The organism is Streptomyces sp. NPDC107575 (assembly GCF_055657265.1).
Window position 1 is genome coordinate 492,826 of record NZ_JBVKBG010000007.1, and the last position, 21,294, is coordinate 514,119.

Consider the following 21,294-nt stretch of genomic DNA (forward strand, 5'->3'; position numbering starts at 1 on the left):
CTTCCGTACCTACCACGAGAGTCCGCCATGTACGAGCTGTCCCGGGTTCGCCTCTACTCCATCGGGCCCGCCGGTGCACGCTACGCCGACACCGTGCTTGACCTGCGCGGAGTCGGCGAACCCGTGCCCGACCCCGCGCCCACCCAGGCGGAGTTCTTCGAGGACGAGCCTGTCGGCCCGCCGCGCCGCCCCGCGCCGGCCGGTGTGCTCTTCCTGGAGAACGGCGGCGGCAAGTCGGTCCTGCTCAAGCTGATCTTCTCGGTCATGCTGCCCGGCCACCGGAACACGCTGGGCGGCGCCAGCTCCGGCGTGCTGCGCAAGTTCCTCCTCGCCGACGACTGCGGACACGTCGCCCTGGAGTGGCAGCACACGCTCACCGGCGAGTGCATCGTCGTCGGCAAGGTGAGCGAGTGGCGGGGGCGGCAGGTCTCGAACGACCCGCGGAAGTTCGCCGAGGCCTGGTACTCGTTCCGGCCCGGACCCGGACTGAGCCTCGACTCGCTGCCGGTCGCCGAGTCCAGCGCCGTACGTCCCGTCGCCGAGGGCGCCTCGGGCGCGCAGGGGCGGCGCCGCACCATGAAGGGCTTCCGCGACGCGCTGACGGAGGCGGTCAAGGTCTACCCGCACCTCGAGGTGCACTGGGAGGAGATCCACGACCGGTGGAACGAGCACCTCGGTGACCTCGGCCTCGACCCCGAACTCTTCCGCTACCAGCGGGAGATGAACGCGGACGAGGGCGAGGCCGCGGGCCTGTTCGCCGTCAAGAAGGACTCCGACTTCACGGACCTGCTGCTGCGCGCCGTGACCGACACGCGGGACACGGACGGGCTCGCCGACCTGGTGAGCGGTTTCGGGAACAAGCTGGGACGGCGCGCCGAGCTGATCGCCGAGCGCGACTTCACCGCGGGCTCCGTCGACCTGCTCACCCGCATCGTGGAGGCCGCCGACACGCGTTCACGCGCGCGGGACATCCACACCACAGCCGAGCGCCGCACGCGCACGCTCGCGCGCCGGCTGTCCGCCCGCGCCGCCGTCGAGCGTGGCCGCGCCGGGGAGCTGGCCCAGCAGGTCACCGCCGCCGCGCACACCGTCACCGAAGCGGAGTCGGCGCGCGAGCGCAGCTCCCTGATCGCCGCCGAACTGGCCTACCGGCACGCCTCCTTGGCGCTCGCCGGTGCCGAGAAGTCCGCCGCCGCGCAGAAGCGCGAGCTGGCCGACGCGCGCAACCTCTACTCCGCCTGGCAGGCCGCCGAGGCCGTTCTGCGTCACCGCGCCGCCGCGGACCGCTCCGCGCGCGTGGCCGTGGCCATCCGGGAGGCCGAGCGGGACGCCGCGCCCGCGCTCGCGGCCCGCGCCAAGGCCGCGTCCGAACTCGTGCGGGCGCTGCACGGCGCCGCCGAGCAGGCCGAGGCCCACGCCAACGAGGGGGAGGAGCGCTCCGCCGTCCTCCAGGAGGCGGGCGAGAAGGCGCACCACGACGCGACCGTCGCCGCCACCGAGGCGCAGCGCGCCCGCAGCGAACTCGGTCACCTGCGCCAGCGGTCGACCGAGGTCGAGCAGGAGACCGCCGAGGCCGTGCGCGCCGGGTGGATCGACGACAGTGCACCCGACGCGGATCCGGCCCGTGCCGCGCTCGCCGCGGCGGACGCCGAGAAGACCACCGTCGCCGCGTGGGACACCGCGCGCGAGGCCGCTCGCCGGGCCTCCGAGCACGCGCGCGAGGCAGGCGCCGTCGAGTCGCGCGCCGAGCTGACGGCGGCCCGCGCCGCCGACGCCGCGAGCGCCGCGGAGCAGGCCCATCAGGCGGAGGAGCGGGCGGCGGCCTCCCTCGCGGGGGAGGAGCGGCTCGCCGAACTGCTCGGTGTGGGCGGGAAGTCCGCCGCCTCCGAGGCGGGGGAGCCCGACGGGGACGCGTGGGACGCCTCCGAGGGCTCGCTCACCGCCGAGGACCTCGACCGCGCCGCAGACGACCTGAAGACGCTGCTCGACGACACCGTGACGTCCGCCGAGCGGCAGCTGTTCGAGCTCCGCACGGCCGCGGCCGACGACTCCCGGATCCTGGGCGCCCTCGGTGACGGCGGCCTGCTCCCGCCGGGGCCCGACGTGCTGGCCACCGTCGAGTTCCTCGGCGAGCACGGCATCCCGGCGCTGCCCGGCTGGCGCTACCTCGCCCAGTCCGTCGATCCGGCCGACCACGCGCGCGTGCTCGCCGCCCGGCCCGAGCTGGTCGACGGCGTCGTGATCACCGACTCCGCGGCCCACGAGCGGGCCCGGGAGGCGCTCGCCGGGGCGGCCCTGCTGCCGCGCTCCGCCGTCGCCGTCGGCACCGCCGCCGCGCTGCTCGCCCCGACCCCGGCCGAGAACGCGTCGGACGAGAACGTCTTCCTCGTACCGCCGAACCCGGCCATGCACGACGAGCACGCCGCCGACGAGGAGCGGCAGGCGCTGCGCGAGCGCGCGGCCCGGCGCGACGAGGAGATCCGGGCGCTCGCCGGACGCCTCGCCAAGGACCGCGAACTGGCGGCGCGCCTCAACTCCTGGCGCACCGGCTGCCCCACGGGCCGCCTCGCCGAACTCGCCGCCGCCGCCCACGAGGCCCGTACGTTCGCCGAGGAGTCCGAGGCCGAACTCGCCGAGGCCCGCACCGTGCGCGCCGAGGCCGACGAGGCCGCCGCGGAGGCGACCCGCGTGCGCGACGAGCGGCAGGAGGCGGCGCAGAAGGCCCGCCGCGCCGCCGACGCGCTGGCCGGGCTCGCGTTCCGCCTGCGCGAGCGCGCCGGCTGGCAGGCCAAGGTCCGCGAACTCGCCGACGAGGCCGTCGAGTCGGAGGCCCGGGCCCAGTCCTGTCTGGAGCACGCGCGTTCGGCCGATGAGGACCGCCGCGCCGCCCAGCGCTCCGCCGACGACGCCCGACGCACCGCCCGCACCCTGCGCGCCGAGCGCGCCGAGATCGCCGGCGCCCCGGACGAGGTGCCGGAGGGCGAGCCGCCTCAGGCCTCACTGCCCGCGCTGCGGGAGGCCTACCGCGCCGCCTCCCAGGTCTACGAGAAGGTGGGCGTCGGCGCCGACCTGCGCGCCGAGCAGGCCCGCGCCGAGTCCGACGAGTCCGCGGCGCTCGCGGAGCTGGACCGGCTCAGCAACAAGGTGCGCACCCGCGCCGCCGCCCTCCTGGAGACCTCCGAAGGCGCCGACGGGCCGTCCAGGCAGGCCGCCGCCGCCCGCGCCGAGGAACTCGTCCAGCTCCTGGAGACGCGTGCCTCCACCGCCAGCGAGCAGCTCGGCCGGCTGCGCGGCGAGGCCGAGCGGCACGCGCCCGAGGACGGCGAAGCGCACACGGAGCTGCCCGAGGACCTCGTCCCGTCCGACACCGAGCACGCGCAGACCTTGCTGCGCACGGCCACCACCGAACTCGCCACCCGCACCGACGCGTTGAGCACCGCCCGCGCGGCCCACGCCGAACTCCTCGACGCGCACCGCGCCGCCGAGGACGGGGCCGGCGGCTTCGACGAGACGGCCGCGCTCCTGCGCGACCTGCTGCGCGATCACGCCGACCCGGCCGAGGACCAGGAGGAGCAGGAGCCCTACCCCGGCACCCTGGAGGAGGCCCGCCAGACGGCGGCCGAGACCCGCCGCTCGCTGCGCGGCTGCGCCGCCGACCTGTCCGCCGCCGAGGCCGCCGTCCGCGAGGCCAGCGACATCCTCGTACGACACGCGAACTCGACGCGCTACGAGCAGGTGCGCACGCCCGCCCGCCAGCAGATCCGCGAGCTGCCCGCCTCCGCCCTGCCCGAGCACGCGCAGAAGTGGGCCGACGCCTTCGCGCCCCGGCTGCGTGTCCTCACCGACGAGCTGGCCCAGCTGGAGCGCAACCGCGACTCGATCGTGGACCGGCTGCGCGGCCTCGTCGAGTCCTCGCTCGCCACCCTCCGCTCCGCCCAGCGCCTGTCCCGGCTGCCCGAGGGGCTCGGCGAGTGGTCCGGACAGGAGTTCCTGCGGATCCGCTTCGAGGAGCCCGACCAGGCCACGCTGATCGAGCGCCTCGGCGAGGTCATCGACGAGGCGACCAGCGCGGCCGTCAAGAAGAACTCCGACCTGCGCCGCGACGGAATGTCCCTGCTGCTGCGCGGTGTCAGCGCGGCGCTCCAGCCCAAGGGCGTCGCCGTCGAGATCCTCAAGCCGGACGCGGTGCTGCGCGCCGAGCGCGTCCCCGTCGGACAGATGGGCGATGTGTTCTCCGGCGGTCAGCTGCTCACCGCCGCCATCGCCCTGTACTGCACGATGGCCGCGCTGCGCTCCAACGACCGGGGCCGCGACAAGCACCGGCACGCGGGCACGCTGTTCCTCGACAACCCGATCGGCCGCGCCAACGCCACGTACCTGCTGGAACTGCAGCGCGCGGTGTCCGACGCGCTGGGGGTCCAACTCCTCTACACCACCGGCCTGTTCGACACGACGGCGCTCGCCGAGTTCCCCCTCGTGATCCGGATGCGCAACGACGCGGACCTTCGGGCCGGCCTGAAGTACATCAGCGTGGAGGAGCACCTGCGTCCGGGCCTGCCGCAGCAGGACCCCGAGGGCGAGACCGTGCACGGCGAGATCACGGCCACGCGGATGTACAAGCGGCCTGCCGAGAGCTGACGCCCGAGCGCGCGGCGGGGCGGCTGCCCGTGCGGGCGGCGGCGCTTGCCCGTGCGGCGCAGGCGGCTCAGGTGTGGGTCAGCTGCCCCGACCTGCCGCGCCTGCGTATGTTGACCCCGTCGGGCCGGGCGACGCCGCCCCGCGACCTCGCGGCGCGGCGGGCCCGGCGGCGCTCCTTGCGCAACTGTCGGGCCGTGCTGGCCGGGACCGAGACGACGCCGTGCCGCTGGTTCCACACCTGACGGGTCACCCAGACGTCCAGGACGCCCCATGTCGCCACCACCGTGCTCCCCACGCTGCTGAGCACCATGGGGAAGGCCAGCCAGGAGTCGGTCAGCGTGCAGAGCACGGCGATCATGGCCTGGATCAGCGTGAGCGCCACTATCAGGACGGCCCGCACCGCGGACGTCCGTACGGGATCGGGCATGCGGCGCCGTCGCGCCGGCTCCTCGACCCACAGGCCATTTCGATCCGCCGTACCCATCGCCACGTCACTCCCCACCGCTCGTGGGTCCTCAACGACCCTCAAGCCGATGCCCCCGCACCGGCACTGCAACAGTGACTGCCCGAATTGCCGTGCTTTACGCCGTCGACTCTTCTGCCCCTGATGGAGACGAACGGCGGGGCGGGAAGATTCCCGATGCGGCGAACTTGCCTGTTCCGGGCGAGCGGTGCGCAGGATTCCGGCCAACTCTTCGGCCTCGTACGCCGGTTGTGATCGTCACCCAGGCCCGCCGCGGGCGGAGGGAATCTCCCGCAATGCCGGACAACTCGTGATGTTGGCACCTCAGTTCACCTGGACGTCATCCGGACAGGTCTTCGAGTTGCTCCCGTCTCAGTAGTAGGCTCGCGCCGTTTGTTGACGCACATGTGTGCCCCTGAAGGCTGAGGGGTCGATCTGGGGGAGGCCATGCGCTTTCGCGGGAAGTCCATCCGCCGGAAGATCGTGGCGTTGTTGCTGGTGCCGTTGCTGTCCCTGACGGCGATCTGGGCCTTCGCCACAGTGATCACGGGGCGCGCCGCCGTCCAGCTGATCTCCGCGGGCCAGGCGATCGACTCGGTCGCCTACCCGCTGGTCGCCACGGGCCGCACCCTGCAGGCGGAACGCCGCCAGACGCTCGTGTATCTCGCCGACCCCCGCGCCTCCGAGGCCCAGTCGGCGCTGCGCGCCAAGCGCACCACGGCCGACGAGTCGATCACCCGAATCAAGGAGACGGTGCGCGACGGAGCGGTCCGCGACGACCTGGACAGCGACGCCCGGGCCTCCCTCGACACCGCGGTGGAGGGCCTCGAAGGCATCGCCTCGCTCCGCCGGAACGTCGACGAAGGCACCGTGACCCGCGCCCAGGCCCTCGAGTTCTACAACCGCCTCATCGCGCCGACGTACGACTTCCTGCTCGACCTCACGGCCCTCGACAACGCGAAGGTGGAACGCCAGGCGCGCGCCCTCGTCGGCGTGCTCAAGGCCCGCGAACTCCTGTCCCAGGAGGACGCCCTGGTCGGCTCGGGCCTCGTGGCCCGCCGATTCACCCAGCAGGAACTGCGGCAGGTCTCCGACCTCGTGGCCCAGCGTTCCCTCCTCTACGAGAGCAATCTCGCGCTCCTGCCCGACTCCGAGCGCTCCCGCTACCAGCGGTACTGGAAGAGCCCGGACACCAACCCGCTGCGCACCGCGGAGGAAGCGGTCGTGAACGGTTCCCCCGGCACCCCCCGGGGCGTCACCGCGCGGAGCTGGGACAAGGCGTCGAAGCCGGTGCTCGGCGATCTCGTCGACCGGGACACCGCCGCGACCGAGCGCTACCAGGACCGTGCTCGGCCCGAGGCCATCGACGTCCTGCTCCGGGCCGGGGTCGCCGGAGTCCTCGGCCTGCTCGCCCTGCTCTTCTCCCTGTACCTGTCCGTACGCATCGGCCGCGGGCTCGTCCGCGACCTGCGCCGGCTCCGGCTCGAGGCGCACGAGGCCTCCGGCGTGCGACTCCCCGGTGTGATGAGGCGGCTCGCCGCCGGGGACGAGGTCGACGTGGAGACCGAGGCGCCGCGCCTCGAGTACGACAAGGACGAGATCGGGCAGGTCGGCCAGGCGCTCAACACTCTGCAGCGCTCCGCCGTCGAAGCCGCCGTCAAGCAGTCCGAGCTGCGCCGCGGCGTCTCCGAGGTCTTCGTCAACCTCGCCCGGCGCAGCCAGGTCCTGCTGCACAAGCAGCTGACCCTGCTCGACACCATGGAGCGCAGGACCGAGGACACCGACGAACTCGCCGACCTGTTCCGCCTCGACCACCTCACCACCCGCATGCGCCGCCACGCGGAGGGCCTGGTGATCCTCTCCGGCGCCGCTCCGTCCCGGCAGTGGCGCCGCCCCGTCCAGCTCATGGACATCGTGCGGGCAGCCGTCGCCGAGGTGGAGGACTACGAGCGCATCGAGGTACGGCGGCTGCCGCGGATGGCCGTGACCGGGCCCGCCGTCGCCGACCTCACCCATCTCGTGGCCGAACTCCTGGAGAACGCCACCGTGTTCTCGCCGCCGCACACCGCCGTGCAGGTGGTCGGCGAGCGCGTCGCGAACGGCTTCACCCTGGAGATCCACGACCGCGGCCTCGGCATGACCTCCGACGCGCTGCTCGACGCCAACCTGCGCCTCGCCGAGACACCGGAGTTCGAACTCTCCGACACCGACCGGCTCGGCCTGTTCGTGGTCAGCCGTCTCGCCCAGCGGCAGAACATCCGCGTCTCCCTCCAGCCGTCGCCCTACGGCGGCACCACCGCGGTCGTCTTCATCCCGGACGCCCTGCTCACCGACGCCCCGGACACCGAGGGCGCCGGCTTCCGTCTCGACCGGCCCAACGCGCCCCGCCGTACGCCTCCGTCGGTGACCCTCGCGAAGCCGGGCACCGTGGCCGGGCTGCCCGGTCTGCCGGCCTCCGTGGTCGACGGTCCCGTCGAGCTCGAGGCTCCGCTGACGACCTCCGACATGACCCAGTTCCCCGGCGCCCTGGGCGACGATGACAGCGAGCGCGGCAGCCTGTTCCGCCCCCGCCGCACCGTGGCAGGCCCCCCTGGCGAGCAGCACCAGCAGGCCGAGGACGACGGAGCCGGTCCCGGCGGCATGGAGTCCTCCCGCCGCACGGGCGGCCCGCGCCGCTCCGGGGACCGCGACGCGCAGGACCCGGCAGCCGGTCCGGACGGGCCGCTGCCGCTCCCGCGCCGACGCGTGCCCAAGCTCGTCAGCTCGCACGGCAGACCCGTCACCCACAGCCGGCCCGGCGAGGCCGACCGCGCCACGCCCGAACCGGGCGAACGGCACGACCGCGGCAACAACACCAGCAGCGACGCCGGCAACAGCAGTGACGCCGGCACCGGCAGCGACGGCAACGGCGACGGACGCCCTGATGCCCCGGCGGGCCTCCCCAGGAGGCGCCGCGCACGCGCGGTGGAGGAGACTCCGGCACCGCGCCGCGAGACCCCGGAGCCCGCGGCGGACGCCCCGCAGGCCGGCAGCACGCCCAGCACCACTCCCGGCGGCCTGCCCCGCCGCGTCCGACAGGCCAGCCTGGCCCCGCAGTTGAAGGACGGCCCCGACCTGCGCGGCGACAGCGCGGCACCGGCCGAAGAAAGGACTCCCTCCGCACAACTCCCCGACCGGGACGCCGACGAGGTGCGCAGCCGTATGGCCTCGCTCCAGCGCGGCTGGCGGCGTGGACGAGCGGAGAACACCGCGGGCGATGAGCGCGCCGACGGTACAGCACCAGGAACGAATTCTGAGGGGGACGGTCGATGACCGCGCCGAAGGCCAATGCGCAGACCACCAACGGCGTCGTCGGGGAGCTGAACTGGCTCCTGGACGACCTGGTCGAGCGCGTCGCCGGTATCCGCAAGGCGATGGTGCTCTCTGGCGACGGGCTGCCGACGGGCGTCTCCGAGGGCCTCAGCCGCGAGGACAGCGAACACCTCGCCGCCGTGGCCTCCGGGTTCCACAGCCTCGCCAAGGGGGTGGGCCGGCACTTCGAGGCGGGCGGCGTCCGCCAGACGGTCGTCGAACTCGACGAGGCCTTCCTGTTCGTCACCGCGGCGGGGGACGGCAGCTGCCTCGCGGTGCTGTCCGACGCGGACTCCGACGTCGGCCTCGTCGCCTACGAGATGACCCTGCTGGTCAAGAGGGTCGGAGCGCATCTGGGGACGGCCCGGCGCACGGATCTGCCCGCCGGAGGGTAGTGGGTTGACATGAGACCAGACGGTCACGAGACGCATCACTGGTTCGACGACGACGCGGGTCCCGTCGTACGCCCGTACGCCATGACACGCGGCCGCACCACCAGCGCGGCCCAGCACCGGCTCGACCTGATCGCGGTCGTCGTCGCCGAACAGCACGAGGGCGACGCCGCGAAGGACCAGACGCTGTCGCCGGAACACGTCGACATCGTCGAACTCTGCCAGGACGCCCCGCAGTCCGTGGCCGAACTGGCCGCGGAGCTCGATCTTCCGATCGGAGTCGTGCGCGTCCTCATCGGCGACCTCGTCGACGACGAACTCGTCCATGTGACGCGGCCGGTCCCACCAGCCCAGCTGCCCGACACGAGTATTCTCCGCGACGTGATCGACGGCCTCAGAGCGCTCTGATCCGACAGCGGAGCCTGCGAGGCACAGGAACGGGGCGGACGGCAGGAGACACACGTGGCAGGCTGGCAGTTCTGGATCGACCGAGGCGGCACCTTCACGGATGTCGTGGCCCGGCGGCCCGACGGCCGCCTGGTCACGCACAAACTGCTCTCCGACCATCCGGCGCGCTACGCCGACCCGGCCGTCTTCGCGATCCGCGAGCTCCTCGCCGAGGGGGCGGGGCCGGAGTCCGGCGGCCGGCCCGGTGACCTCGTCGACTCCGTCCGCATGGGCACCACCGTCGCCACCAACGCCCTCCTGGAGCGCCGCGGAGAACCCACCGCCCTGGTCATCACGCGCGGCTTCCGAGACGCCCTGCGGATCGCCTACCAGAACCGGCCCCACATCTTCGCCCGCCGCATCGAGCTGCCCGAACTGCTCCATGAGCGCGTCATCGAGGTGGACGAACGCGTCGACGCCCAGGGCGAGGTGATCACACCGCTCGACCTCGACTCCCTCGAGGCCTCGCTGCGCGGCGTCTACGAGGACGGCATTCGGGCGGTCGCCGTCGTCTGCCTGCACAGCCATCTCCACCCGGACCACGAGCGCGCGATCGGCGCCCTCGCCGAACGGATCGGCTTCCCGCAGATCTCGCTGTCCAGCGAGGTCAGCCCGCTCATGAAGGTCGTGCCCCGGGGCGACACGGCCGTCGTCGACGCCTACCTGTCGCCCGTCCTGCGTCGCTACGTGCGCCAGGTCGCCGAGCAACTCCCCGATGTGCGGCTGATGTTCATGCAGTCCAACGGAGGGCTCACGGAGGCCGGGCAGTTCCGCGGCAAGGACGCCATCCTGTCCGGGCCCGCGGGCGGCATCGTGGGCATGGCCCGGATGTCGGAGCGCGCGGGCTTCGACCGCGTCATCGGCTTCGACATGGGCGGGACCTCCACCGACGTCTCGCACTTCGCGGGCGAGTACGAGCGGGTCCTCACCACGCAGATCGCCGGCGTACGGCTGCGGGCGCCCATGCTCGACATCCACACCGTCGCGGCGGGCGGCGGCTCCGTGCTGCACTTCGACGGCAGCCGCTACCGGGTGGGACCCGACTCGGCGGGCGCGGTGCCGGGACCCGCCTGCTACCGGGGCGGCGGGCCGCTCACGGTCACCGACGCCAACGTCGCCCTCGGTCGCGTCCAACCCGGCCACTTCCCCCATGTGTTCGGCCCCGAAGGGGACCAGCCGCTCGACGACGGTCTCGTGCGCGAGCGCTTCGCCGCGCTCGCCGCCGAGATCCGCGAGAAGACCGGCGACGAGCGCACCCCGGAGCAGGTCGCCGAGGGCTACCTCCAGGTCGCCGTGGCCAACATCGCCAACGCCGTGAAGCGCATCTCGGTGCAGAAGGGCCACGACATCACCCGCTACGCCCTCACCACCTTCGGTGGTGCGGGTGGCCAGCACGCGTGCAAGGTCGCCGACGAACTCGGCATCCGCACGGTCCTCGTACCGCCCATGGCAGGCGTCCTCTCCGCGCTCGGCATCGGGCTCGCCGACACCACGGCCATGCGGGAGCAGTCCGTCGAGGCCACCGTCGACGCCGCCTCGATGCCGCACATCCTCAAGACGGCCGACGACCTGGAGAGCGCCGCGCGAGACGAACTGCGCGCCGAGGACGTCCCTGAGCAGCGCATTCGCATCACGCGCAGGGCCCAGCTCCGCTATGACGGCACGGACACCGCGCTCACCGTGGAACTCGCCGAACCCGACGCCATGACCCGCGCCTTCGAAGAACGTCATCGCGCTCACTACTCCTTCACCCTGGACCGACCGCTCGTCGTCGAATCACTCTCCGTAGAAGCCACTGGCCTGACCGATCCCCCCGATCTCTCCCACCTCGCACCCCGCGCCACCACCCCGGCCGACACCGCGACCGTCCGCCTGCACACCGGCGGCACCTGGCGGGACGTACCCCTCCGTCACCGGGACCGACTCCCGCCCGGCGAAGCCGTCCAGGGGCCGGCGATCATCGCCGAGGACGGCTCGACGACCGTCGTCGACGACGGATGGCAAGCGGCCCTCGCGGACGACGGCCACCTGCTCATGGAACGGTCGGCGATTACAGAGAGTTCCGATCTCGGCACGGAAATCGATCCGGTTCTGCTCGAGGTCTTCAACAACCTCTTCATGTCGATCGCGGAACAGATGGGCGCCCGACTCGAGTCGACCTCGCAGTCCGTCAACATCAAGGAACGTCTCGACTTCTCCTGCGCGCTGTTCGACCCCGACGGCAGCCTGGTCGCCAACGCCCCGCACATTCCCGTGCACTTGGGCTCGATGGGTACCAGCGTCAAGGAGGTCATCCGCCGCCGCGGCGCGACCATGCGCCCCGGCGACACCTACGCCGTCAACGACCCGTACCACGGCGGCACGCACCTGCCCGACGTCACCGTGATCACCCCGGTCTTCGACACGGACGGTGACCGGATTCTCTTCTACGTCGCCTCGCGCGGGCACCACGCCGAGATCGGCGGCATCGCCCCCGGCTCCATGCCCGCGAACAGCCGCACCATCGACGAGGAGGGCGTGCTCTTCGACAACTGGCTGCTCGTGGAGGCCGGAACGTTCCGTGAGGAGGAGACGCTGCGGCTGCTGACCGAGGCGCCGTACCCCTCCCGCAACCCGCGGACGAACCTCGCCGACCTGCGCGCCCAGATCGCGGCCAACCAGAAGGGCGTCGACGAAGTCGGCCGCATGATCGAGAACTTCGGCCTCGACGTCGTGCTCGCCTACATGAAGCACGTGCAGGACAATGCCGAGGAATCCGTGCGACGGGTCATCGACGCCCTGGAGGAGGGCGAGTTCGGCTACGAGACCGACTCGGGCGCGGTCATCCGCGTACGCGTGAGCGTGGACCGCGCACAGCGCCGCGCCACCGTCGACTTCACCGGAACCTCCGACCAGCTCGCCACGAACTTCAACGCCCCGTTCGCCGTCGTCAACGCCGCCGTCCTGTACGTCTTCCGGACGCTCGTGGGCGACGACATCCCGCTCAACGACGGCTGCCTGCGCCCCCTCGACATCGTCGTGCCGCCCGGTTCCTTCCTCTCGCCCGAGCCGCCCGCCGCGGTCGTCGCGGGCAACGTGGAGACCTCGCAGGCCATCACCGGCGCCCTCTACGGGGCCCTGGGCGTGCAGGCCGAGGGCTCCGGCACGATGAACAACATCACCTTCGGGAACGCGCGCCACCAGTACTACGAGACGGTGGCCTCCGGCTCCGGCGCCGGGGACGGCTTCCCCGGGGCGCCCGTCGTGCAGACCCACATGACCAACTCGCGGCTCACCGACCCCGAGGTCCTCGAATGGCGGCTGCCCGTCCTCCTGGAGGAGTTCGCGGTGCGGGGCGGCAGCGGGGGAGCGGGCCGCTGGCCGGGTGGCGACGGCGCCGTGCGGCGCATCCGCTTCCGTGAGCCGATGACCGTCTCCACACTGACCCAGCACCGCAGGGTGCCGCCCTACGGGATGGCGGGTGGCGCCCCCGGAGCGCTCGGCGCCAACTCCGTGGAGCGCGTGGACGGCACCGTCACCCGCCTCGACGGCAGCGACACGGCCGACGTGGCCCCCGGCGACGTACTCGTCGTCGAAACGCCTGGAGGCGGCGGCTACGGGCCGCCAGAGGCGAGCAGCAGTACCCGAGACAGCGACACCGGCGAGGCAGGAGAGACACAGTCATGATCTTCGGGCGTTCTGAGCGCCGCAAGGCCCCCGTCGAGCCCGTGACGCTCAAGATCCTGGTGGCCGGCGGCTTCGGCGTGGGCAAGACGACACTGGTCGGCGCGGTCAGCGAGATACGGCCGCTGCGCACGGAGGAGGTCCTGACGGAGGCGGGCCGCCCCGTGGACGACACCGCGGGCGTCGAGCGCAAGAGCACCACCACGGTGGCGATGGACTTCGGCCGGATCACGCTCCGCGACGACCTGGTGCTCTACGTCTTCGGCACCCCCGGCCAGGACCGCTTCTGGTTCCTGTGGGACGAGTTGGCGACCGGCGCGCTGGGCGCGGTCGTCCTCGCGGACACCCGCCGCCTGGAGGACTGCTTCGCCGCGGTCGACTACTTCGAGCGGCGCTCCATACCGTTCATCGTCGGCGTCAACTGCTTCGACGGCGCGACCCGCCACCCGGCCGAAGCGGTCCGCCAGGCGCTCGACCTCGATCCCGAAGTCCCGGTGATCCTGTGCGACGCACGCGACAAGGAGTCGGTGAAGGAGGTCCTGATCGGCGTCGTCGGGCATGCCGCGGAAGCCGCCGAGCGCAGACAGCCCGCCGCGACCTGAGCGTCCCGACACGCGCAGCGGCGGTCCGCACCCCCGCCGACCGGGGTGTGAACCGCCGCCTACGCGCGTGCATGGCTTTACGTCACCACGCGCGCGTACATACGGGCGTGGACGTGGCCTACGCGCCGTCCCCGTCCTCGTGCCAGCCGAAGCTCTTCTCCACGGCCTTGCGCCAGTTGTGGTACTCGCGGTCCCGGGCGCCCGCGTCCATCGCGGGAGTCCACTCGGCGTCGCGCTGCCAGTGGGCCTTGAGCTCGTCCAGGTCGTTCCACACGCCCGTCGCGAGCCCGGCGGCGTACGCGGCGCCCAGGCACGTCGTCTCGGAGACCCTGGGCCGGATCACGGGCACGCCCAGGACGTCCGCCTGATGCTGCATCAGCAGATTGTTCTTGGTCATGCCGCCGTCGACCTTCAGGGTCGTGATCTGCACCCCGGAGTCCTGGTACATCGCGTCGACGACCTCACGGGTCTGCCAGCTCGTCGCCTCCAGGACGGCACGCGCGAGGTGCGCCTTCGTGACGTACCTGGTGAGGCCGGTGACGACGCCGCGCGCGTCGGAGCGCCAGTAGGGCGCGAACAGGCCGGAGAACGCGGGCACGATGTAGGCGCCGCCGTTGTCGTCCACGCTCGCCGCGAGCGTCTCGATCTCGTCGGCGGTCTTGATGATGCCGAGCTGGTCGCGGAACCACTGCACCAGCGCGCCCGTGATCGCGATCGACCCTTCGAGGCAGTACACGGGCGCCTCGGAGCCGATCTTGTACCCCATGGTGGTGAGCAGGCCGTTCTTCGAGGGCACCGGCCGGTTACCGGTGTTGAGCAGCAGGAAGCTGCCCGTCCCGTAGGTGTTCTTCGCGGTACCGGTGTCGTAGCAGGCCTGTCCGAACACCGCGGCCTGCTGGTCGCCCAGCGCGGAGGCGACCGGGACGCCGGCCAGCTGACCGACGGCCGTGCCGTACACCTCGGCGGAGGAGCGGATCTCCGGGAGGAGCGACTCCGGCACGTTCATCGCCGACAGGATCGACTGGTCCCACTGGAGGGTCTCCAGACTCATCAGCATGGTGCGCCCGGCGTTCGTGACGTCGGTGACGTGCACGCCGCCGTCGGTGCCGCCGGTGAGGTTCCAGATCAGCCACGAGTCGATCGTGCCGAAGGCCAGTTCGCCGCGCTCGGCCCTCGCCCGCAGGCCCGGCACGTTGTCGAGCAGCCAGGCCGCCTTGGGCCCGGAGAAGTAGCTCGCCAGGGGCAGGCCGGTCGTCTCGCGGAAGCGGTCCTGCCCGTCGGCTCCGCCCAGCTCGTTGCAGAGCGCCGAGGTCCGCGTGTCCTGCCACACGATCGCGTTGTGCACGGGCTTGCCGGTGGCCCGGTCCCAAAGGACCGTCGTCTCCCGCTGGTTGGTGATGCCGAGGGCGCTGAGCTGGTCCGCGCGCAGCCCGGCCTTGGCGATCGCCCCCGCGACCACGGCCTGGACCTTGGACCAGATCTCGGTGGCGTCGTGCTCCACCCAGCCCGGCTTCGGGAAGATCTGGCGATGTTCACGCTGGTCGACGGCGACGATCTCGCCGTCCTGGTTGAAGATGATGCAGCGGCTCGAGGTGGTGCCCTGGTCGATGGCGGCGACGTACTTCACGGAAGTGTCGGGCATGGCTACCCCTTCGTAAGAAGACGTTCGAGTGTGTGTCTGAGCTTCAGAACGCTGCGTTGTAGATGACCCCTGCCAGCGCGCCACCGATGAGTGGACCGACGACGGGGACGAGGGCGTAACCCCAGTCGGACGTCCCCTTGTTGGGGATCGGGAGGAACGTGTGCACGATGCGCGGGCCCAGGTCACGGGCGGGGTTGATCGCGTAGCCCGTCGGCCCGCCGAGCGACAGGCCGATGCCGACGACCAGGAGCGCCACGATCAGGACCTGCGTGCCGGACTCGCCGAGCCCCTTGGTGAGCCCGAACGCGAGGATGGGCAGGACGAGTCCGATGGTCGCGATGATCTCGGTGATCAGGTTCGCGGTCAGGTTCCGGATCTCCGGGATGGTCGAGAAGATGCCGAGCGTCGGCGTCGGACCGTCCTCCGCGGACTCCTCGCCGGAGCCGACATTGGCGTTGAACTGCGCGAGATACACCAGGTAGGCGAGGACCGCGCCGAGCATCGCGCCGACCATCTGGCCGAGCAGATAGACCCAGACCTTGTCCCACTTCCCGGTGTCGACCGCGATGCCGATGGTGACCGCGGGGTTGAGGTGACCGCCCGACAGCGGAGCGGCGGTGTAGGCGCCGGCCAGCACGCCGAAGCCCCAGCCGAACGCGATGACGACCCACCCGGAGGCCTTCGCCTTGGAGTGTTTCAGGGTGACAGCGGCGCAGACGCCCGCGCCGAACAGAATCAGAATGCCGGTGCCGATGACCTCACCGACGAAGATGTCTCCGTTGCTCATGGCGGCTCCTAGGCCCTCGCCCGGGGGCAGTGCTCCCCGGTCCTCCGTGCAGGGTGCGTTTCCATGGCTGGTTCTGAACCACGGCTGCCGTGGGCAGGGAAGCCCCGCGCCCCGCCCGGCGTCCGTGACGAGCGTGCCCGCACAGTCGGAACCACACGTGGGGGAGCGGCCCTGACCTGCCACACCCCGGCAGGAAAGCGCACCTGGGACAGGCGGTGCCCCGAGCAGCGGTGGGCCGATTTGCGGCGATGCCGACTGACACCCGGAAGTGTTCACCGGCCGTACTGGAGCGTCAAGGTCGTGGACGGCAACGGTTAACCGGCGGCGGGCGCTCCCCTCGGATCGCGCGCGGCACCCGTGGCACGAGCGCCGCGGCGCACGTCGAAGCCTTCGCGCCCCGCCTGACCGCACACCCAACTCGCCCCGGTGAGCGCCTTCGCGGCCTTCTTGAGCGGGGCGAGGAGCGCGGCCGCCTGTCGGTGGTCGGCCACGCTGCCGGGCGGGCAGACCACGGTGGCCAGCGACAGCGTCACCGCCCTGCCGCCCGCCGACCAAGGGGCGTCGAGCACGGCGGCCGCGAGTGGACCGAGCCACTCCGGATCGGCCAGGACCAGGAAGTCGTCGCCCCCGATGTGCCCCACCCGCACGGACTCCGACTGCGTACGCGCGAGGGCCTGCCCCACCGCGCGGATCAGCTCGTCACCCGCCGCGAACCCGGCGCCATCGTTGACCTGCTTGAACCCGTCGATGTCCAGCCAGCTCAGGGCGAAGCCGCGGCCCTGCGCCACCCAGCGGTCCAGCTCGCCCGTCACGGCGTCCGAACCCGGCAGCCGCGTCAGCGGGTTGAGCCCGGCGGCCTCCTCGACCCGGCTCTCGGCGAGCGCCCGTACGAGGTCGGTGAGGCGTACGACGCCGACGCAGCGCCCGTCGTCGTCCACCACGGCGACGTCGTCGGCGGTGCGGGTGTGCTCGCCGTCCGCGACCACGTCGAGCACCTCCCAGGCGGTCGCCGCGACGCCCACCGTGCGCGGCCGGTCGCCGAGCCGCGCGGCCGGCCGGTCGGCGTACAGCGCGTGCCCGTAGCGCGTGGACAGCGACAGCAGGAAGCGGTCCCGCTGCACCGACCGCACCGGCACCCCGGCGGCGTCGACGAGCAGCACCCCGGTGACCTCGGCCGCCCCGGTGAGCCGACGCCGCACCTGCTCCGCGGACGCCGAATCGGGCAGCAGCGCCGCGGGCCGCACGAAGTCCCGCACCCGCGGTCCGGTCGGCCGCGACGAGCCGACGCCCGGGGGCAGTTCGGGCACGTACACCTCGGAGATCGGCAACCGGGCCGCCGGGGCGAACAGATTGCCCTGCGCGAGCTGCGCCCCGGCGTCGCGGGCCGCCATGCACTGGGTCTCGGTCTCCACCCCCTCGACCGCCAGCAGGGCGCCGATCTCCTCGCACAGCGTCCGCATGGCCCGCACCGTCGCCCCGCGCGTCAGCAGCGAGGCGTCGAGCTTGATCAGGTCGGGCGCCAGATCGTCGAGCAGCCGCAGGGGTACGTCACCGTCCCCCACGCCGTCGGCGCAGACCCGGAAACCCTCCTTGCGCAGCACCGCGACGCCCTCCAGGAGCGCGCGGTGCGGCACGTGCGTGAACGGCGGCCCCACATCGACGGTCACCTCCCACGGCATCCGGCCCACGTCCTGCACCGCGCGCCGCAGCGCATCGAGACCGCCCAGGTCGGCGAGCGTGCCCGCGAACACGTTCACGTGCAACGGAAGCAGCGTCTCCCTGCGTGCGGCGTCGCGGATCGCCAGCGCGGCGAGGTCGCCGTCGAGCTCGGGCTCGCGATGCGCCCGCGCGAGCACGTCACCCGACTCGGGGCGGGCGAGTATCTCCAGAGCCGCGGCCGACCCCGTGGCCAGATTGACCACGGGCTGGAAGGCGAAGCGGAGGCTGTCCGGCCAGGTGTGCACGGCAGCATGATGGCGTCACACGGACACCGGCAGGGCCGGTTCACGCGCTGTTCACGCAGGATTCCGGTACGGCCACGCAGCGTACGCATGCAGTGGTCAGCGCACCGCCACGACCGACGAACCGTGGCCGAACAGGCCCTGGTTCGCCGTGATCCCGGCCCTGGCCCCGGCCACCTGCCGGTCGCCCGCCACGCCCCGCAACTGCCATGTCAGCTCGCAGACCTGGGCGATCGCCTGCGCCGGAACAGCCTCTCCGAAGGAGGCGAGTCCGCCACTGCTGTTCACGGGTATTCGGCCTCCGGGAGCGGTCGCGCCCTCCCTCAGCAGCTTCGCGCCCTCACCCTCGCCGCACAGCCCGAGATCCTCGTACCACTGCAGCTCCAAGGCAGTGGACAGGTCGTAGACCTCCGCCAGGGACAGGTCCTCGGGGCCGATCCCCGCCTCTTCGTAGGCGGCGCGGGCGATCGAGGCGCGGAACGTCGGGCCTTCGGGGGCGACCCCGGCCGCCGAGTCCGTGGCGATGTCCGGGAGGTCGAGCACGGTGTTCGGATATGTCGGCGTCACCGTCGACACGGCCCGGATGCGGACCGGATCCGCCGCTCCGTGCCGCCGTGCGAACTCCATGCTGGACAACACCAGCGCCGCGCCGCCGTCCGACGTGGCGCAGATGTCGAGCAGCCGCAGCGGGTCGGCGACCACGGCGGAGGCCGCGACCTCCTCGGCCGTCACGGTCTTGCGGTAGCGCGCGTTCGGATTCAGCGCGCCGGAGGCGGCATTCTTCACCTTGACCTGGGCGAAGTCCTCGAGCGTGTCCCCGTGCACGGCCATGCGCCGGCGCGCGTACAGGCCGAAGTACGTCGGGTTGGTCGCCCCGAGCGCACGGAAGCGCAACCAGTCGGGGTCGTCCGGCCGGTCGCCGCCGGCGGGCTTGAAGAACCCCTTGGGCGCGGCGTCCGCCCCCACCACGAGCACGACGTCCGCGAGCCCCGCAAGGATCTGCGCCCGCGCCGTGTTGACCGCCTGGGCCCCCGACGCGCAGGCCGCGTAGACGCTGGCCACGCGCGCGCCCTGCCACCCGAGGGCCTTCGCGAACGTCGCTCCCGCCACATAGCCGGGATAGCCGCCGCGCACCGTGTCCGCGCCGACGATCGAGCCCACGTCGCGCCAGTCGACCCCGGCGTCGGCGAGCGCGGCCCGCGCCGCCGCCACCCCGTACTCGACGAAGCCGCGCCCCCACTTCCCCCAGGGGTGCATGCCCGCGCCGAGAACCGCCACGTCCCCCGTCATGCCGCCACCCCCGTCGGCCGCCAGTGCCACGTCGTCCACGTCGTCCCGGTCTCGTCGTCCCCCTCCTCGTTGAGCACGCCCGGTACGACCTCCACCTCCATGCCGACCGAAAGATCGGCCACGGAGACGCCCGGAGCCCCCTGGCCGAGCACGACCAATCGCTCAGCGGCAAGCTCCACAGCGATCAACGCGTAGGGCTGCCAGGGAAGTTCCCGGTCCGACACATACGGCTGTGGTGGTCGGTACCTGGCGTCCGTGTACGACCAGACGCGTCCGCGGCGCGACAGCGGCAGTTCCACCAGCTCGCCGCCCGCACAGGCGGGATTGCGGCACGCCCCGTCCTCGCGCGGAAAGAACACCGACGCGCACGCGGAGCAGCGCGTGCCCAGCAGGCGGAAGTCGTCCCCCTCTCCGCTGAACCAGTCGGCCACGACAGGTGTACGCGTGCGCGCCACAGTGCCTCCCCGGCAATGAATCTGACGAAACGTCAGAAGTGTGCCACGGGGAACCGAATGACGTCAGGGGTCCCGCAGAACCGTCCGCGCCCGACCGGCGTCCGTGATCGGTGAGGGCGCGACCGGGATCCACGGGGGTGCTTCCGGTCGCGCCCGCCGCGTCACCGCCCCGTCAGCGAGCGCCTGGAGACCGGGAAGTCGAAGTACGTGTCCGGGTAGCGCTCCGGCTTGTACGTGTAGTGCCACCACTCCTCGGGCAGGTTGACGAACCCCTGCGCGCCGAGCGCGTTCCGCAGCAGGTCCCGGTTGGCCCGCTGCACACCCTGGACGCGCGGATCGTCCGTGTGGGCGAGCGTGTCGAAGCAGTCGAACCCGGTACCCATGTCCAGCGAGTTGTCGGGGAAGCGCTCCGCCTTCGGCCCGTAGCAGGGCGTGAGCTTCTCGCCGGGCACGTAGGGGCGCGTGGGCAGGGCGGGCAGCTTCACGACGGTCAGATCCAGGGTGGAGCCACGGCTGTGGCCCGACTTCTCCGCGATGTAGCCGTCCGCGAACAGGCGCGTCTTGTCCACGCGCGGGTAGAACTCCGCCTTCATCCTCTGGTCGTCTAGATCCTTCGCCCAGCGGACGAAGTGGTCCACCGCGCGCTGCGGGCGGTAACAGTCGTACACCTTCAGCGAATAGCCCTCCTTCAGGAGGCCGAGCTGCGCCTTGTGCAGTGCCTGTGCGGCAGGTCTCGTGAGGATGCACATCGGCTTCTTGTAGCCGTCGACCGGCTCACCCATGAAGTCGTGCTGCGTGTAGTAGCGCATCTCCTGGATGATCGTGGGGTCCACGTCATGGAGCGCCACGAAGTCCTTGGGTGCCTTGGGGTCGGGCGTCGCATGGGCGGCCGAGGGCGCGGCGGCCACGCCGAGCAGCGCGGCGGCGGCCAGGGCAGCGAGTTTCCGCAGGGCGGTGGAGGCTCGAGTCATGGATCAGCTCCTATCAGGAGCCGGGCCCACCGGGGAAGACCGCGGCCGAGTGATCGGATACAGTCCGCGCCGTGTCCGCATCCACCCACCCCACGGTCAACCCCGTTCCGGATTCCCACTGTTCGAGCTGTGGGGCCGCCTACGGGGCCGAGGTGCACGGCTGGCCCCGCACCTGCCGGGCCTGCGACTCCGTCGCCTACCGCAACCCGCTCCCCGTAGCCATCGCCCTGCAACCGGTGTACGACACGGTGGGCACCGCGCTCGTCGCGATCACCCGAACCATCGCCCCCGCGCGCGGGGAGCCCGCCCTGCCGGGCGGCTTCATCGACGACCGGGAGGACTGGCGCCGGGCCGTCGTCCGCGAACTCCAGGAGGAGACGGGCATCGTCGCCGCGGCCCGCGACGTACGCCTCGTGGACGCCATGAGCGCCCCGGACGGCCACCTGCTGCTCTTCGGTCTCCTGCCCGAACGCCCTGCGGGATTCCTGCCCGACAGTGCGGCCACCGACGAGACGGACGGCTGGCACCTGCTGCGCCGCCCGACCGAACTGGCGTTTCCGCTCCATACGTTGGCGGTGAAGGCCTGGTTCGAGGGCCGCTACCTGTAGGAGCCGCTCGCGGGCAACCGGCGT

Annotated in this window: 13 protein-coding genes and 1 pseudogene; 7 read left to right on the forward strand and 7 right to left on the reverse strand. The window is 72.4% G+C overall.

Annotated features, from left to right (window positions below):
* Positions 1 to 27 precede the first annotated feature (27 nt).
* Positions 28 to 4,638 (forward strand): coiled-coil domain-containing protein, encoded by a 4,611-nt coding sequence (locus ACZ7L4_RS34690; protein WP_472108770.1) that lies wholly within the window; start codon positions 28 to 30, stop codon positions 4,636 to 4,638.
* Between the two features lie 67 nt (positions 4,639 to 4,705).
* On the opposite strand, the gene ACZ7L4_RS34695 is transcribed toward ACZ7L4_RS34690, so the two are convergent.
* The gene (locus ACZ7L4_RS34695; protein WP_472108772.1) at positions 4,706 to 5,122 is read right to left on the reverse strand and encodes a hypothetical protein; all 417 of its coding nucleotides are present in this window, start codon (positions 5,120 to 5,122) and stop codon (positions 4,706 to 4,708) included.
* A gap of 426 nt (positions 5,123 to 5,548) precedes the next feature.
* Between ACZ7L4_RS34695 and ACZ7L4_RS34700 the strand changes: the two genes are divergently transcribed.
* From ACZ7L4_RS34700 to ACZ7L4_RS34720, 5 genes and pseudogenes are all read left to right on the forward strand, one after another.
* Positions 5,549 to 8,413, forward strand: coding sequence for a sensor histidine kinase (locus ACZ7L4_RS34700; RefSeq protein ID WP_472108774.1), 2,865 nt, complete (start codon positions 5,549 to 5,551; stop codon positions 8,411 to 8,413).
* Positions 8,410 to 8,847, forward strand: coding sequence for a roadblock/LC7 domain-containing protein (locus tag ACZ7L4_RS34705; protein WP_422406034.1), 438 nt, complete (start codon positions 8,410 to 8,412; stop codon positions 8,845 to 8,847). Before ACZ7L4_RS34700 ends, ACZ7L4_RS34705 begins: the two co-directional genes overlap by 4 nt.
* A gap of 9 nt (positions 8,848 to 8,856) precedes the next feature.
* Complete coding sequence (locus tag ACZ7L4_RS34710) at positions 8,857 to 9,252, forward strand: DUF742 domain-containing protein (protein WP_450814535.1); 396 nt, start codon at positions 8,857 to 8,859, stop codon at positions 9,250 to 9,252.
* 54 nt (positions 9,253 to 9,306) lie between these two features.
* A pseudogene (locus tag ACZ7L4_RS34715) lies at positions 9,307 to 12,973 on the forward strand (hydantoinase B/oxoprolinase family protein).
* Positions 12,954 to 13,556, forward strand: coding sequence for a GTP-binding protein (locus ACZ7L4_RS34720; RefSeq protein WP_472108776.1), 603 nt, complete (start codon positions 12,954 to 12,956; stop codon positions 13,554 to 13,556). Before ACZ7L4_RS34715 ends, ACZ7L4_RS34720 begins: the two are co-directional and overlap by 20 nt.
* A 118-nt stretch (positions 13,557 to 13,674) precedes the next feature.
* On the opposite strand, the gene glpK is transcribed toward ACZ7L4_RS34720, so the two are convergent.
* The 6 genes from glpK to ACZ7L4_RS34750 all read right to left on the reverse strand — a co-directional run bounded on the left by glpK (position 13,675) and on the right by ACZ7L4_RS34750 (position 20,662).
* Positions 13,675 to 15,198, reverse strand: coding sequence for a glycerol kinase GlpK (glpK, locus tag ACZ7L4_RS34725; RefSeq protein WP_472108777.1), 1,524 nt, complete (start codon positions 15,196 to 15,198; stop codon positions 13,675 to 13,677).
* 43 nt (positions 15,199 to 15,241) lie between these two features.
* Positions 15,242 to 15,985 carry an MIP/aquaporin family protein gene (locus ACZ7L4_RS34730; protein WP_472108778.1) on the reverse strand — a complete coding sequence of 248 codons (744 nt, stop codon included), beginning with the start codon at positions 15,983 to 15,985 and terminating at the stop codon, positions 15,242 to 15,244.
* A 314-nt stretch (positions 15,986 to 16,299) separates the two neighbouring features.
* Positions 16,300 to 17,949, reverse strand: a complete 1,650-nt coding sequence (locus ACZ7L4_RS34735; RefSeq protein WP_472108780.1) for an EAL domain-containing protein — start codon at positions 17,947 to 17,949, stop codon at positions 16,300 to 16,302.
* Positions 17,950 to 18,045: 96 nt separating this feature from the next.
* Positions 18,046 to 19,236 (reverse strand): lipid-transfer protein, encoded by a 1,191-nt coding sequence (locus ACZ7L4_RS34740; RefSeq protein WP_472108834.1) that lies wholly within the window; start codon positions 19,234 to 19,236, stop codon positions 18,046 to 18,048.
* A complete protein-coding gene (locus ACZ7L4_RS34745; protein WP_472108781.1) occupies positions 19,233 to 19,691 on the reverse strand; it encodes a Zn-ribbon domain-containing OB-fold protein in 459 nt (152 codons plus the stop codon). Before ACZ7L4_RS34745 ends, ACZ7L4_RS34740 begins: the two co-directional genes overlap by 4 nt.
* Positions 19,692 to 19,852: 161 nt before the next feature.
* The gene (locus tag ACZ7L4_RS34750; RefSeq protein WP_472108783.1) at positions 19,853 to 20,662 is read right to left on the reverse strand and encodes a M15 family metallopeptidase; all 810 of its coding nucleotides are present in this window, start codon (positions 20,660 to 20,662) and stop codon (positions 19,853 to 19,855) included.
* 71 nt (positions 20,663 to 20,733) lie between these two features.
* Between ACZ7L4_RS34750 and ACZ7L4_RS34755 the strand changes: the two genes are divergently transcribed.
* Positions 20,734 to 21,270, forward strand: a complete 537-nt coding sequence (locus ACZ7L4_RS34755) for an NUDIX domain-containing protein (RefSeq protein WP_472108785.1) — start codon at positions 20,734 to 20,736, stop codon at positions 21,268 to 21,270.
* Positions 21,271 to 21,294: the final 24 nt, after the last annotated feature.

What these genes read in the sequence shown, in the direction of transcription:
- ACZ7L4_RS34700 (WP_472108774.1), top strand. Translation starts at nt 5,549, where the DNA reads ATGCGCTTTCGCGGGAAGTCCATCCGCCGGAAGATCGTGGCGTTGTTG.
- ACZ7L4_RS34690 (WP_472108770.1), top strand. Translation starts at nt 28, where the DNA reads ATGTACGAGCTGTCCCGGGTTCGCCTCTACTCCATCGGGCCCGCCGGT.
- ACZ7L4_RS34705 (WP_422406034.1), top strand. Translation starts at nt 8,410, where the DNA reads ATGACCGCGCCGAAGGCCAATGCGCAGACCACCAACGGCGTCGTCGGG.
- ACZ7L4_RS34730 (WP_472108778.1), bottom strand. Translation starts at nt 15,985, where the DNA reads ATGAGCAACGGAGACATCTTCGTCGGTGAGGTCATCGGCACCGGCATT.
- ACZ7L4_RS34750 (WP_472108783.1), bottom strand. Translation starts at nt 20,662, where the DNA reads ATGACTCGAGCCTCCACCGCCCTGCGGAAACTCGCTGCCCTGGCCGCC.
- glpK (WP_472108777.1), bottom strand. Translation starts at nt 15,198, where the DNA reads ATGCCCGACACTTCCGTGAAGTACGTCGCCGCCATCGACCAGGGCACC.
- ACZ7L4_RS34720 (WP_472108776.1), top strand. Translation starts at nt 12,954, where the DNA reads ATGATCTTCGGGCGTTCTGAGCGCCGCAAGGCCCCCGTCGAGCCCGTG.
- ACZ7L4_RS34710 (WP_450814535.1), top strand. Translation starts at nt 8,857, where the DNA reads ATGAGACCAGACGGTCACGAGACGCATCACTGGTTCGACGACGACGCG.
- ACZ7L4_RS34695 (WP_472108772.1), bottom strand. Translation starts at nt 5,122, where the DNA reads ATGGGTACGGCGGATCGAAATGGCCTGTGGGTCGAGGAGCCGGCGCGA.
- ACZ7L4_RS34740 (WP_472108834.1), bottom strand. Translation starts at nt 19,236, where the DNA reads ATGACGGGGGACGTGGCGGTTCTCGGCGCGGGCATGCACCCCTGGGGG.